Source organism: Actinomadura sp. NAK00032 (assembly GCF_013364275.1).
GTDB lineage: Bacteria > Actinomycetota > Actinomycetes > Streptosporangiales > Streptosporangiaceae > Spirillospora.
In genome coordinates, this window is record NZ_CP054932.1 from 8,543,901 (window position 1) to 8,557,649 (window position 13,749).

The window sequence follows — 13,749 nt, forward strand, 5'->3', positions numbered from 1 at the left end:
CCCTTGGGTTCTCAGACCTCGTCGACGCTCATCGCGCCCTCGTTAGGACGGCGGGACAGGTCGATGCCGAGCTCCTCCGCGGCGCGGAAGACGTCCTCGTCGGTGTCGCGCATCTCGATGGACATGCCGTCGCTGGAGAGCACCTCGACGTTGAGGCACAGCGACTGCATCTCCTTGATGAGCACCTTGAAGGACTCGGGAATGCCGGGCTCGGGGATGTTCTCGCCCTTGACGATGGCCTCGTACACCTTCACGCGGCCGAGGACGTCGTCGGACTTGATGGTCAGCAGCTCCTGAAGCGCATAGGCGGCGCCGTACGCCTCCAGCGCCCACACCTCCATCTCACCGAAGCGCTGGCCGCCGAACTGGGCCTTACCGCCGAGCGGCTGCTGGGTGATCATGGAGTACGGGCCGGTCGAGCGCGCGTGGATCTTGTCGTCGACCAGGTGGAGCAGCTTGAGGATGTAGATGTAGCCGACCGAGATCGGGTCGCGGTAGGGCTCGCCCGTGCGGCCGTCGAACAGCCGTGCCTTGCCGCCCGGCTCCACCATGCGGTTGCCGTCGCGGTTGGGCAGCGTGCTGGCGATCAGACCGGTGACGTCGTCCTCGCGGGCGCCGTCGAACACCGGCGTTGCGGTGTTCGTCCACGGCGGCGCCTCGTCGGCGCCGATCTCCTTGAGCGCGCGCTTCCAGTCGGCGTCGTCGCCCTCGACCTTCCAGCCGCGGGAGGCGACCCAGCCGAGGTGGGTCTCCAGGACCTGGCCCACGTTCATGCGCCCGGGGACGCCCAGCGGGTTCAGGACGATGTCGACCGGGGTGCCGTCCTCCATGAACGGCATGTCCTCGACCGGGAGCACCTTGGAGATGACGCCCTTGTTGCCGTGCCGGCCGGCGAGCTTGTCACCGTCGGTGATCTTGCGCTTCTGCGCGACGTACACCCGGACCAGCTCGTTCACGCCGGGGGGCAGCTCGTCGCCGTCGTCGCGGGAGAACACCCGGACGCCGATGACCTTGCCCTGCTCGCCGTGCGGCACCTTCAGCGAGGTGTCGCGGACCTCGCGCGCCTTCTCGCCGAAGATCGCGCGGAGCAGCCGCTCCTCGGGGGTGAGCTCGGTCTCGCCCTTCGGGGTGACCTTGCCGACCAGGATGTCGCCGGGGACGACATCGGCGCCGATGCGGATGATGCCGCGCTCGTCGAGGTCGGCGAGGACCTCCTCGGAGACGTTCGGGATGTCCCGGGTGATCTCCTCGGGGCCGAGCTTGGTGTCGCGGGCGTCGACCTCGTGCTCCTCGATGTGGATCGAGGAGAGGACGTCGTCCTGCACCAGGCGCTGGCTGAGGATGATCGCGTCCTCGTAGTTGTGGCCCTCCCACGGCATGAACGCCACGAGGAGGTTCTTGCCGAGCGCCATCTCGCCGTTGTCGGTGCACGGCCCGTCGGCGACGACCTGGCCGACCTCGACCCGCTGGCCCTCGTCGACGATCGGCTTCTGGTTGAAGCAGGTGCCCTGGTTGGACCGCTTGAACTTGGAGACGCGGTAGGTCGTCCGCGTGCCGTCGTCGTTCATGACGGTCACGTAGTCGGCCGAGACCTCCTCGACGACGCCGGCCTTCTCGGCCGTGATGACGTCGCCGGCGTCGGTCGCCGCGCGGTACTCCATGCCGGTGCCGACCAGCGGCGCCTCGCTGCGCAGCAGCGGGACGGACTGGCGCTGCATGTTGGAGCCCATCAGCGCGCGGTTGGCGTCGTCGTGCTCCAGGAACGGGATCATCGCGGTGGCGACCGAGGTCATCTGCCGCGCCGAGACGTCCATGTACTGGACCTCGCGGGCGGGGACCAGCTCGATCTCGCCGCCCTTGCGGCGGACGAGGATGCGGTCGTCGACGAAGGTGCCGTCCTCGTTCAGCAGGGAGTTGGCCTGCGCGATGACGTAGCGGTCCTCCTCGTCGGCGGTGAGGTAGTCGATCTGCTCGGTGACCACACCGTCGGTGACCTTGCGGTACGGCGTCTCGACGAACCCGAACGGGTTGACCCGCCCGAACGCGGCGAGCGAGCCGATCAGGCCGATGTTCGGGCCTTCCGGCGTCTCGATCGGGCACATCCGGCCGTAGTGCGACGGGTGGACGTCGCGGACCTCCATGCCCGCCCGCTCACGCGACAGACCACCCGGGCCGAGGGCGTTCAGGCGCCGCTTGTGCGTCAGCCCGGCCAGGGGGTTGGTCTGGTCCATGAACTGCGACAGCTGGCTGGTGCCGAAGAACTCCTTGATGGAGGCGACGACCGGCCGGATGTTGATCAGGGTCTGCGGCGTGATCGCCTCGACGTCCTGGGTGGTCATCCGCTCGCGGACGACGCGCTCCATGCGGGCGAGGCCGAGCCGGACCTGGTTCTGGATCAGCTCGCCGACCGTGCGCAGCCGCCGGTTGCCGAAGTGGTCGATGTCGTCGACCTCGATCGGCACGGGGACGGCCCCGATGGTCGCCTCCTCCTCGCCGGCGTGCAGCCGGACGAGGTACTCGATCGTGGCGACGATGTCGTCCTCGGTCAGCGTGCCCTGGCGCATGTCCAGGTCGAGGCCGAGCTTCTTGTTGATCTTGTAGCGCCCGACCTTGGCGACGTCGTAGCGCTTCGGGTTGAAGTACAGGTTCTCCAGCAGCGTCTGCGCGGACTCGCGCGTCGGCGGCTCGCCCGGACGCAGCTTGCGGTAGATGTCGAGCAGCGCGTCGTCCTGGCCGGAGGTGTGGTCCTTCTCCAGGGTGACGTTGATCGACTCGTAGGAGCCGAAGCGCTCGCGGATGCGCGCCTCGTCCCAGCCGAGCGCCTTGAGCAGCACCGTGACGGGCTGCTTGCGCTTGCGGTCGATGCGCACGCCGACGTTGTCGCGCTTGTCGATCTCGAACTCGAGCCAGGCGCCGCGGCTCGGGATGACCCGGCAGCCGTAGATGTCCTTGTCGGACGCCTTGTCGAGGGCGCGGTCGAAGTACACGCCGGGCGAGCGGGTCAGCTGCGAGACCACGACGCGCTCGGTGCCGTTGATGATGAAGGTGCCCTTGGGGGTCATGAGCGGGAAGTCGCCCATGAACACCGTCTGGCTCTTGATCTCACCGGTGGTGTTGTTGATGAACTCCGCCGTCACGAACAGCGGGGCGGAGTAGGTCATGTCCTTGTCCTTGCACTCCTCGACGGAGTACTTGGGCGGCTCGAACCGGTGGTCCCGGAACGACAGGGACATGGTTCCGGAGAAGTCCTCGATCGGACTGATCTCTTCGAAGATCTCCTCCAGCCCCGACTGGGTCGGGACGCTCTTACTTCCGGCCTTCTGGGCCGCCTCGACCCGGGCCTTCCACCTCTCGTTACCCAGCAGCCAGTCAACAGAGTTGGTCTGCAGAGCAAGGAGGTCCGGGACTTCGAGCGGCTCCTTGATGCGCGCGAAGGAGACGCGGTTCGGACCGGTTGCGGTATTCGAGGCGTTGCGCGAGGCTGCCAAGAGTGGTCCTTCCGAGGGCTCGCGGCGTAACTGACGACACGCACGCCAGACGATCCACGTCCGAGACCTGCGCAAAGGGGTCCAAAAGGGACCACGGCAGGGGTGCTCTCACACGCGGATAGTCAGAGGGCAGCGCAAAGGGGCAGTGTAGCCGACTGGTACACCGCTCGCAACTCTAGCGCCGCAGTATGCATCACGTTGCCATGGAGCATCGCCCCTCAGCGCCTGTCAGTCAAGAGCGGACTTGGACTTTTCGGGCTCTGACCTGCAGTGAGGAACGCCATAGTTTACTGGGGGGCGACCCCCCAATCCCCCCGTTGCGAGCCGGTCGATCCTCACGCCACCGTGCTGGTTGTTGTGACCGTGCTGGTCTGCGCGTGGCGCTGCGGTCGACCGGCTCGGCGGGTCGGCCGACCTCCGGGCGCTAGGGCGCCCTCCGGCCGACCGACCCGTGGCCGTGGCTGGGGTTTTTGCGGCTGCTCGGATCCCCCGTTCAGGAGAGTCTGTTCTTACTCGGTCGGGGACGGGAGCACCCCGTGGCCATGGGCGGGCTCACGGGGTGCGTCGAGGGCGTGCGAGGGGTGCTAGGAGATGACCTTGAGTTCCTCGGCCAGCCACTTGCCGTCCTTCTGCACCATCGTCATCTTGATGCGGAGCGGCTCGGGGAGGCGCTGCTGCTTGTCGGTCTTGGCGCGGGACGAGCGGTTGGCGTAGACGAGGGTGACGACCTTGTCGGGCGTGGCGCTCACCACGCCGACCTTCATCACCGTCGTGTTCGAGACCGCCTGCTGCTGGACGGCGACCGTCCTGAGCTCCTGGGCGAGCTTCTCGTAGTCGGAGTGCAGCTTGCCCGTCGTCAGCGCGGACGCGGCCTTCAGGTCGGCGTCCAGGGTCTGGTAGTCGTACGACGAGAGCTTCTGGGCGGCGCGGGACGACGCGAACGTCGCGTCCTTGCTCGCCTCTTCGGTCGCCTTCTGATCGCTGACCTTCATGTAGAGGGCCGTGGCGCCTGCGCCGAGTGCGATTGTGAGGACGGCCAAGACGGCGATCACCGTCGTGAGGCCGCCTCGGCGGGAGCTGCGAGGTTCGTCGTCGTCCTCGTCGTCGTCCTCGTCGTCCTTGATGGCGGGCTTGGGCTTCTTGGTCAGCTTCGGGCGCTTGGGCTCTTCGTCGTCCTCGGCGTCGGCGTCGTTGGCCTCTGGTGGGGCTGAGGCTTCCTCTGGCGCTTCTTCGGGGGCGGGGTCGTCTTCTGAGTCCTTTTTGGGGGTGCGGGGCTTCTCCGGGGATTTGACGGCGTTTTCGGGCTCGTCCTCGTCGTCCTCGTCCTCGGCCGCGGCGGCCTCTTCGGCGGCCTTCTGGGCCAGGCGGGCGGCCTCGCGGGCCTTTGCCGCAGCCTCCTCCGCCAGTTCGGCGGCCTTCGCGGCCTCCTCGGCCTTGGCGGCCTTGTCGGTCTTCTTGTCTGGAGCGGAGCGCTTGCCCCGGCCGAGCATCGTCACGGGACAACCTCCAGTCCGGACACGAGCCAGCGGTCGTCGACCCGCGTGAGGTCCATCTGGTAGCGGTAGCCCTGCGGCGTACCGTTCTTGACCTTGTCGTTGGTGACGGTCCCGTTGAGGGAGACCATCACCTCGGCGGAGTCGCCGTCCATCGAGACCAGGGCGGCGTCGACGTCGTTGACGGTCGACTTGGCCTTCACCTTGGTGATCTGCTGCATGAACGCGTTCGACTGGCTCGCGAGCTTGTTCTTCAGGTCGCCGGTGGTGCCGGACACGACGCGGTCGAGGTCGCGCTGGGCCGTGGCGGCGTCCAGCGACATGAGGTTCACGCCCATCTGGCGTGCCGACTGGATCGCCTTCGCCTGCTGGTCGGCCTCGTCCTTGTTGCGGAGGGTCACGACCCCGAGCCAGCCGGACGCGATGGCGAGGCCGACCACGACGACGCTGAGCGTGATCGCGGTGACCATGGGCAGGCGGCGCCTCATCGTGCCCGCCTCACTGGCTCAACGGTCCGAGCAGGAGCCACTTCCACGAGGATTCTTCTCCCAACTGACGGGTTCCGGCGCTGCGCGGCATCACGTATCGCTTGCCGTCGGGCCCGTAGACCGCACCGGTCGTTGGATCGTATCCAGCGAATTCCACTGAATCCGACGGATACGAGAGGATCAGCCGGCCATCGGAGAGCTGCCCCGTCGGGGTCGCCGCCGCGGCCTTGGTCTTGGCGTCGTCGCCGCCCTTGGCCTGCGTCTTCCCGTCCTCGCGGGTACCGTACGCGCCGCCCTCGGGGAAGCCGGCGCCGGTGGTGGCGCCCTCCGGGACCTTCGGGTACGGCAGGATCTCGTCCTTCGGGAAGTTGCGGGCGCCGCGGACGGCGGTGGGCGCGTCGGACGGGGCCTTGCAGCCGGCGTCCACGCGGGGCTTCTTCGGGGACGTGTCCTGGGGCCAGCGGTGCTTGACCTTCTCGTAGCCCTCGGTGCACGCGGGCGGCGCGTCGATGTTCAGCGCGAGCCCGAGGTGCTGGGTGCCGTCGCCGGGCGTCACGGTGAACGCGCCGGCGACCGTCACCGGGTACAGGATGAACAGCGACCGGAGGCCGGCCTGGCGGGACGAGATGATCTGCCCGGTGGTGGTGAGGTTCGCCAGGAGGGTGGGCAGCGTCGGAGCCAGCTGGTTGATGGCCTTGTGCGTCTCGCTGACGGCGCCCGGCACGTTGTCGATGGTCTTGCGCAGCGCCGGGTCGTCCTTGCGGAGGGACGTGGTGAGCTCGTTCAGGTTGCGGGCGAAGCCGCGGATGTTCGCGGCCTGGCCGCGCTGGGTGTCCAGGACGGTGACGCTGTTGTCCAGGAGCCGCTTGGTGTCGGGGTAGGCCTGCTCCGCGGTCTTCAGCAGCCGGTCGGTGTCGTCCAGGATCGACTGGAGGTCCTCGGCGGAGCCGGAGAACGCCTTGTCCAGTTCGTCCACGATGATGCCGAGGTCCTTGGTGTTGACCGAGCCGACGAGCCCGTCGACGTTGCGCAGGAGTTCGGCGGTGGACACCGGGAGCGTGGTGCGGTCCCTGGGGATGGTGTAGGCGTCGCCCTCGTCGAGGTAGGGCCCGGTCTTCTTGGTGGGCTCCAGGTCGATGTACTGCTCGCCTACCGCGGACCGGTTCGCCACGACGGCCTTGGTGCCGTCGCGCGGGATCCGCTCGCCGCGGTCGAGCAGCAGCTTGACGCGGATGCCGTCCTTGGTCAGCTCGATCGGCCCGACCCGTCCGACCGGGACGCCCCGGTAGGTGACCTCGGCGTTGGTGAACACGCCGCCGGAGTCGGTGAGGTCGACGTAGGCGACGTACTGCTTGCCGAGCAGGTCGCGGCCGATGCCGATGTAGTTCACCGAGACGATCACCACGCCGACCACCGTGATGACGGCGAACGCGATGAGCTGGACGATCACGCCGCGCTTGAGGATCATGAAAGGCCCCCCGTCATCAGGGTCCGCAGGCCGCCGTCATCGGGTGCCAGGGCGCCCGTCCGCTGCGGTGTCGGCGTCTTCTTCGGCGTCTGCTTCGGTGTCGGCCGGCCGGGGAGTCCCGGCAGGCCGCCGCCGGGGGCCTGCGGGAGCACGCCGAGCGGCGAGTCGGGCAGGGTCACGTTCGGCACCTGCAGCATGCTGCGCATCTGCTTGCCGCTGCCCAGCAGCCCTTCGAGGTCGGTGCCGCCCAGCAGGTTGCGGGCGATGGACTCGAAGTCCAGGTCGACGGTCAGCCGCACGTTGCCGTAGTCGCCCTCGATGACGTTCTCGAACGTGGCCGGGAACGGGAAGGTGATCAGCGACTCCAGCGACCGCGGCAGGTCGTTGCCGGCCTTGTTGAGGTTCCGCAGGATCGTGTCCAGGTTGCGCAGGTTCGCCAGCAGGTCGGCCTTCGAGCGGTCGATCACGTTGGTGGTGGTGCGGCTGAGCTTGTTCAGCGCGACCAGCATCTTGGTGAGGTCGGCGCGGTTGCGGTCGAGGACGGTGATCGCGGGACCCGTCTCGTCGATGGTGTCGCGGATCGTCTTGCGCTCGTCCGCGAGCTTGCCGGTGAGCCGGTCGATGCTGTCCAGCGCCCGGGTGATCGCGGCGCGGTTGCGGTCCAGTGTCCCGGCGAAGGTGTTGACCCGCTCCAGCACCGACCTGATCGTCGTCTCCCGGCCGCTCATCGCGGCCTGCAGCTCGTGGCTGATCGTGGAGACCTGCTCCAGCCCGCCGCCGTTCAGCAGCAGCGACATCGCCGACAGCACCTCTTCGATCTCGGTGCCGCGGGACGTGCGGTTCAGCGGGATGAGGTCGCCGGAGGCGAGCGTGCCGGACGGCGACTGGTCCTTCGGCGGTTCGATCTGCACGAACTTCTCGCCGAGGAGGCTCGTCTGGCTGACCGTCGCGATCGCGTTGTCGGGGAGCTTGACGTCGCCGCGCATCTTGATCGTGACCAGGGCGTGCCAGCCGGTCCGGCCTTGTCCGGTCGAGCCGGGGGCCCCGGCGAGCTTGATGTCCTCCACCTTGCCCACCGAGACGTCGTTGACCTTGACCGCCGACTGCGGGACGAGGTCCAGCACGTTCGCGAACTCGATCTTGACGGTGATGGGGTGGGAGCCGAGGTCGGGGCCGCCGGGCAGCGGCAGCGACGCCACGCCGTTGAACGAGCAGCCCGACAGGACCGTCGTCGCGGCGAGCGCGGCGGCGCCCAGCAGGCGGGCGCGGCGCATCGGCCGTGTCCTGCTCATCGGCCACCTCCCGGCAGCAGCGCGCTGAGGTCTCCGGCGGGCTGCTTGCGCGTCGCGGTCTTGTTCGTCTTGCTCGTCTTGCCGGTCTTGCTCGTCCGGCCACCGGGGCCGTAGGCGTCCGGCGGGATCGGGACCGGGTCGTAGTGCGTGGTCAGCGCGGTGATCCAGGACAGGTCCAGGCTGAAGCCGGTCAGCGCCTTGCCGATGCCGTTGTAGGGCTCGACGAAGTCGAGGCACTCCTTGGCGGGCGTGCCCACCGAGTACGCCAGCGAGCAGATCCAGTCGGCCAGGTCGTGGAACTGGCGGAAGTTGTCGCGGGTGTGGATGGTGCCGCTGATCGGGTCGTAGGCGCGGGCCAGGTTGTTGACGGCCAGCGGGCCGGCGGTGAGGATCTCGGCGAGCGCGTCCTTCTCCTTCACCAGCACCCCGGTGATCTGGGCGAGCTGCCGGACGTTCGCGGACAGCTCGCCGCGGTTGTCCTTCACGAACCGCTGCACGTTCCGCAGCGTCGGGGCGAGGGTGTTGAGGGCCGCGCTCAGCTCCTCCTTCTCCCCCGCGAGCTGCGCCGACACCCCGTTGAGGTGCCCGCTGAACGACTTGATCTGCTGGTCGTTGGCCTTCATCGCGTCGGTGATGACCCGCAGGTTCTTGATCGTCGCGGCGACGTCGCCGCGGTCGGTGCTCAGCGTGCTGAGCGCCTTGGACGCGTCCGCGATCGTCTGCCGGATGTCGTCGCCCTGCCCCTCCAGGTTCGCGGCGCCGACCTGCAGCAGCCGCGACAGCGACCCCTGCTGGCCGTCCGCGCCCGGCGCGTTCGCGCCCTGCGGGCCGAGGGCCTTGGTGAGGTCGTTCAGGCTGCCGCCGACCTCGTCCACCTCGACCGGGACGGCGGTGCGGCTCGTGGTCAGCGTCGCGCCGTCGGCGAGGACGGCGCCGTTCTTGTAGACGGGCGTCAGCTGGATGTAGCGGTCGGCGACGAGCGTCTGGTTGATGATGACGGCCTGCGCGTTCGCGGGGACCTTGTACTTGGCGTCGTACTTCAGTTCGACCTTCACCGCGTCGCCGACCGGCTCGACGCTGGTGACCTCCCCGACCGGGATGCCGAGGATGCGGACGTCCGCGCCCTTGTAGAGGCCGACGGTCTTGGTGAAGTACGCCGTGAGGCGGCGCTGCTCCGGCTCCTGGAAGATCAGCAGGAGCGCGGCCACCAGCACCGCGACGGCGAGGACCGCGCCGCCGAGACGGAGGATGGTTCCTGAGTTACGCACGAGTGACCTGCCTGCTCACGGGAGGAACGGCAACGGGTTGTCGCTGGAGTTGCCGGTCTGGTTGCCGTTCTGTCCGCCCTGCTTCTTCGTCGTGGTCCCGCCGGTCTTCGGGGCGTCCTGGATCGAGGCGGGGATCGGGATCAGGTTCTGGATCCAGGAGTCGAACCAGCGCCCGGTGCCGGTGACGTCCGAGAACTGCCGCGCGAACGGCGCGAACAGCTGCAGGATCCGGTCCAGGTTGCCCTGGTTGCGCAGCAGGATCTTGTTGACCTTCGCCAGGTTGTCCAGCATCGGCCGCAGCTGCTTCTCGTTCTCCTTGATCAGCGCGTTCACCTGCTGGGACAGCGTGACCGTGTTGATCAGCAGCTGGTGGATCACGGCGCGCCGCGCCTGCACCGCCTGGAGGACCTTGTCGCCGTCCTGGACGAGCTTGGCGAAGTCCTGGTTGCGGTCGGCGAGCAACTGCGAGACGTCCTTGGCCTTGCCGGCCAGCTCGTGCAGCTCCTCGTCGCGGGACGCGACCGTGTTGGACAGCCGCCGCAGGCCCTGCAGCGACGCCCGGACCTCCTCCGGCGAGTTCTTGAACGTGTCCGACAGCACGTCGAACGACTTCGCGACCTGCTTGACGTCGATCGCGCCGACCCGCTGGCTCAGCTCGCTGATCGCCGGGACGACCTCGAACGGGGTGTGCGTCCGCTCGATCGGGATGTTGCGGCCGAGCTTGCCCTTCCCGCGCGGGGTGAGCTCCAGGTAGTGCGCGCCGAGGATCGTCTTGATCTTGATGCCGGCCTCGGTGCGCGCGCCGAGCCTCACGCCGTCGTCCACCCGGAAGGTGACCTTGACGTGGTCGCCGTCCAGGTCGAGCGCGGTGACCTTGCCGACCTTGACGCCCGCGATGCGGACCTCCTCGTCGGCCTTGAGCCCGGCCGCCTCCTTGAAGGAGGCCGTGTGGGTCCTGCCGCCGGAGATGAGCGGGATGCTCTCCAGGTTCATCACCAGCAGCAGCAGGACGGCGATGATCGCGAACGCGGAGAGGCCGATGGGGACCGGGTTGCGCTCCCGGAACGGGATCCTCATCTACTTGCACCTCGCGTTCTCGTTCACGATCGCCGGCGTCTGGTAGACCGGTCCGCCCGGCAGCCGCACCCGCGCGTCGAGACCGCAGATGTACATGTTGAACCAGGAGCCGTAGGAGGAGATGTTCACCAGCCCCTCCAGCCGCTTCGGCGACCGCTTCAGCCCGCCGTCCAGGGCCTTCTCGTTGGCCGCGAACGTGCCGGCGAGCTTGCGCAGCCCGGCGATGTCGTCCTTGATGTCCGGGCGGGCGTCCGACAGCAGGCTCTGGGTGGTGCCGGTGAGGTCGTTGATCGCCGCGACCGAGTCGAAGATCGCCTTGCGGTCACCGGAGACGCCGCTGACGAAGCTGCGCAGGTCGCGCACCATCTGGTCGACCTGCTGGTGCCGCTGGTCGATGGTGCCGAGCACCGTGTTGAGGTTGGCGACCACCTGGCCGATGACCTTGTCGCGGTCGGCGAGCGTGTTGGTCAGCGACGCGACGTGCGCGAGCAGGCTGTTGATCGTCCCGCCCTCGCCCTGCAGCACCTTGACGATCTGCATCGCCAGCGTGTTGACGTCCTTCGGCTCCAGCGCGCGGAACAGCGGCCGGAACCCGTTGAACAGCGTGGTGAGGTCCAGCGCCGGCTTGGTCTGGGAGATCGGGATCGTCCCGCCCGGCTTGAGGTAGGCGTTGGCCTGGCCGGCGCCGTCGGTCAGCGCGAGGTACCGCTGGCCCATCAGGTTGCGGTAGCGGATCTGCGCCTGCGTGGACGTGGGGATCCCCGCCTTGAGCGGGCCGTCCTGCTCGACGCTGAACGTCACCTCGGCCTTGTCGCCCTTGTAGAGCCTGATGCCCTCGATCTGGCCGACGCGGACGCCCGCGATGCGGACGTCGTCGTTGTCCAGCAGCCCGGTCACGTCCGAGAAGACCGCCTTGTACTCGCGGGTCTCCTTGAAGCGCATGTTGGAGATGGTCATCGCCAGCACGCCGGTGGCCACCGAGGTGATGACCACGAAGGTCAGCAGCTTGATCGCCGCGCTCGTCGTCTTCACTTGATCGTCACCACCGATCCGTCGCCCAGCAGCGGCCCGAACATCAGCTGCGACACGTCCGACAGCTCATCGGCGGGGGTCCGCGTCAGCGGTCCGAGGACGCTCTTGAGCTGCTGCTCGGGGGTCAGCGAACCCGTGTCGACGAACACGTTGGACAGCGCCCGGCCGCGGTTCGCGCCACCGCCGTTCGGGTCGTCGGGGTTCTTCCACCACAGGTCGTCCTGCGTGCCGTCCAGGGCCAGGTAGTCCGGGAACGGCGTCTTCGGGTTCGGCAGGCCGTAGCAGCGCGGGTTGCGCCGGTCCTTGGCCTCCGGCCGGTCGAGGGGGTTCTTGTAGCCCGGCCGCGGCTTGACGATCTCGATCGTCAGGTTGAAGGTCTTGGACCCGCCCCCGCCGGCCACCCGCTCGGCCTCCGGCTTCAGCTTCATCAGCCCGGCGAACACGCACGGCAGCGACGGCGAGTACCGGGCGACGAGGCTCGCCACGTCCCGGTTCGCGATGTTCACGCCGATGATCTTCGGGCCGTTGTGCCGCATGAACGCGTCGCCGTCCTGCGCGAGCGCGGTCGTCGCCGGGATCAGCTGCTCGATGGTCGCCTTCTTCGAGGTGACCGTGCGGCTGGTCACGTTGATGTTGCGCAGCGTCTGCAGCAGGTCGGGCGCCGCCTGGGCGTAGATGTCGGACACGTCCGCCAGCCCGTTCAGGTCGTGCACCAGGGTGCCGAGCTGCGGGTTGATCTTCTTCAGCAGCGAGTCGGCCTGCTCGAAGTTCTCGCCGAGCTGGTCGCCGCGGCCCTGCAGCGCGGTGGCGAGCGCGTTCAGCGTCGCGTTCAGCTCCGCCGGCTTCACCGCCTGCAGCAGCGGCAGCAGGTCGTTCAGCACCTTGTCGATCTCGACGGCGGTCTGCGAGCGGTCCTGCTGGATGACCTGGCCCTCGCGCAGCCCGGCCGGGCCCGCCTGCGCCGGGATCTGCAGGTCGACGTACTTCTCGCCGAACAGCGTCTTCGGCAGCAGCCGCGCCTGCACGTTGCGCGGGATCAGCTTCGCCTTGCCCGGGTCGAGCGCGAGGTGCAGCACGGCGCCGTCGGAGGTCGCGTCGGTGCCGCGGACCTCGCCGACGATCAGGCCGCGGACCTTCACGTCCGAGTGCGGCAGCAGTTGCAGCCCGGCCCGCTCGGTCTTCACCGACACCTCGGTGACGGGCGTGAACGCCTTGTTGTACAGGGCCACGGTCAGCGCCAGCAGCAGGGCGATCACGATGACCATCGAGATGCCGAGCATGCGGTAACGCACACGGGTGCTCATCGCCCGACCCCCTGTGGGGGGACGACCCCCCACGCCCCCCGGTTCGCTGCGCTCATGGCCGTCACCCCGCAATCCGAACGGACGTGGTGGTACCCCAGATCGCCATGCCGAGCAGCAGGTCCGCCACGTTGATCACGACGATGCTGGTGCGCACCGCGCGGCCCACCGCGACGCCGACGCCCGCCGGGCCGCCGGACGCGTGGTAGCCGTAGTAGCAGTGGATCAGCATCACCAGCACCGCGAATATGATCACTTTGCCGAACGACCACAGGATGTCGTTCGGCGGTAGGAACAGATGGAAGTAGTGGTCGTAGGTGCCGGTCGACTGCCCGTAGAACACCGTCACGATCACCCGCGTCGCGCCGTAGGAGGCGAGCAGGCCCACGATGTACAGCGGGACGACCGCGATCATCCCGGCCAGCATCCGGGTCGTGACGAGGAACGGCATCGACGGGACGGCCATGACCTCCAGCGCGTCGATCTCGTCGGAGATCCGCATCGCGCCGAGCTGCGCGGTGAAGCCGCAGCCGACCGTCGCCGACAGCGCCAGCGCCGACACCAGCGGGGCGATCTCGCGGGTGTTGAAGTAGGACGCGACGAACCCGGTGAACGCGGCCGTGCCGATCTGGTTCAGCGACTCATAGCCCTGGAGGCCGACCTGGCTGCCGGTGAAGAACGTCATGAACCCGACGATCACCACCGAGCCGCCGATCACCGCGAGGCCGCCGGTGCCGAGGCTCACCTCGGCCAGCAGCCGCAGCACCTCGGTGCGGTAGCGGCGCAGCACCCGGAACACCCACGCGAAGGCGCGGGCGTAGAACGACATCTGGTGACCGAAG

The 13,749-nt window shown here is 68.5% G+C and carries 10 protein-coding genes; all 10 read right to left on the reverse strand.

Translation table 11 applies throughout. The annotated features are described in order from the left end of the window. Nucleotides 1–11: 11 nt before the first annotated feature. Complete coding sequence (rpoB, locus tag HUT06_RS39265; RefSeq protein ID WP_176200335.1) at nt 12–3,488, reverse strand: DNA-directed RNA polymerase subunit beta; 3,477 nt, start codon at nt 3,486–3,488, stop codon at nt 12–14. A gap of 584 nt (nt 3,489–4,072) precedes the next feature. Further along, on the reverse strand, nt 4,073–4,984 hold the full coding sequence (locus HUT06_RS39270; protein WP_176200336.1) for a hypothetical protein: 912 nt from the start codon (nt 4,982–4,984) through the stop codon (nt 4,073–4,075). Continuing rightward, the gene (locus HUT06_RS39275) at nt 4,981–5,469 is read right to left on the reverse strand and encodes a hypothetical protein (RefSeq protein ID WP_176200337.1); all 489 of its coding nucleotides are present in this window, start codon (nt 5,467–5,469) and stop codon (nt 4,981–4,983) included. The genes HUT06_RS39270 and HUT06_RS39275 overlap by 4 nt, the downstream gene beginning before the upstream one ends. Nucleotides 5,470–5,479: 10 nt before the next feature. Then, nucleotides 5,480–6,937 carry an MCE family protein gene (locus tag HUT06_RS39280; RefSeq protein ID WP_176200338.1) on the reverse strand — a complete coding sequence of 486 codons (1,458 nt, stop codon included), beginning with the start codon at nt 6,935–6,937 and terminating at the stop codon, nt 5,480–5,482. After that, a complete protein-coding gene (locus HUT06_RS39285; protein WP_176200339.1) occupies nt 6,934–8,229 on the reverse strand; it encodes an MCE family protein in 1,296 nt (431 codons plus the stop codon). Before HUT06_RS39285 ends, HUT06_RS39280 begins: the two co-directional genes overlap by 4 nt. Then, nucleotides 8,226–9,497, reverse strand: coding sequence for an MCE family protein (locus HUT06_RS39290; protein WP_176200340.1), 1,272 nt, complete (start codon nt 9,495–9,497; stop codon nt 8,226–8,228). The genes HUT06_RS39285 and HUT06_RS39290 overlap by 4 nt, the downstream gene beginning before the upstream one ends. 15 nt (nt 9,498–9,512) lie before the next feature. Then, on the reverse strand, nt 9,513–10,574 hold the full coding sequence (locus HUT06_RS39295) for an MCE family protein (RefSeq protein ID WP_176200341.1): 1,062 nt from the start codon (nt 10,572–10,574) through the stop codon (nt 9,513–9,515). Beyond that, nucleotides 10,575–11,606, reverse strand: coding sequence for an MCE family protein (locus HUT06_RS39300; RefSeq protein WP_176200342.1), 1,032 nt, complete (start codon nt 11,604–11,606; stop codon nt 10,575–10,577). It lies immediately after the preceding gene. After that, nucleotides 11,603–12,910, reverse strand: coding sequence for an MCE family protein (locus tag HUT06_RS39305; RefSeq protein WP_176200343.1), 1,308 nt, complete (start codon nt 12,908–12,910; stop codon nt 11,603–11,605). The genes HUT06_RS39300 and HUT06_RS39305 overlap by 4 nt, the downstream gene beginning before the upstream one ends. 61 nt (nt 12,911–12,971) lie before the next feature. After that, nucleotides 12,972–13,736: an ABC transporter permease gene (locus HUT06_RS39310; RefSeq protein ID WP_301173993.1), complete on the reverse strand. Its 765-nt coding sequence runs from the start codon at nt 13,734–13,736 to the stop codon at nt 12,972–12,974. Nucleotides 13,737–13,749 lie beyond the last annotated feature (13 nt).

What these genes read in the sequence shown, in the direction of transcription:
- HUT06_RS39275 (WP_176200337.1), bottom strand. Translation starts at nt 5,469, where the DNA reads ATGAGGCGCCGCCTGCCCATGGTCACCGCGATCACGCTCAGCGTCGTC.
- HUT06_RS39280 (WP_176200338.1), bottom strand. Translation starts at nt 6,937, where the DNA reads ATGATCCTCAAGCGCGGCGTGATCGTCCAGCTCATCGCGTTCGCCGTC.
- HUT06_RS39285 (WP_176200339.1), bottom strand. Translation starts at nt 8,229, where the DNA reads ATGAGCAGGACACGGCCGATGCGCCGCGCCCGCCTGCTGGGCGCCGCC.
- HUT06_RS39295 (WP_176200341.1), bottom strand. Translation starts at nt 10,574, where the DNA reads ATGAGGATCCCGTTCCGGGAGCGCAACCCGGTCCCCATCGGCCTCTCC.
- HUT06_RS39305 (WP_176200343.1), bottom strand. Translation starts at nt 12,910, where the DNA reads ATGAGCACCCGTGTGCGTTACCGCATGCTCGGCATCTCGATGGTCATC.
- HUT06_RS39310 (WP_301173993.1), bottom strand. Translation starts at nt 13,736, where the DNA reads ATGTCGTTCTACGCCCGCGCCTTCGCGTGGGTGTTCCGGGTGCTGCGC.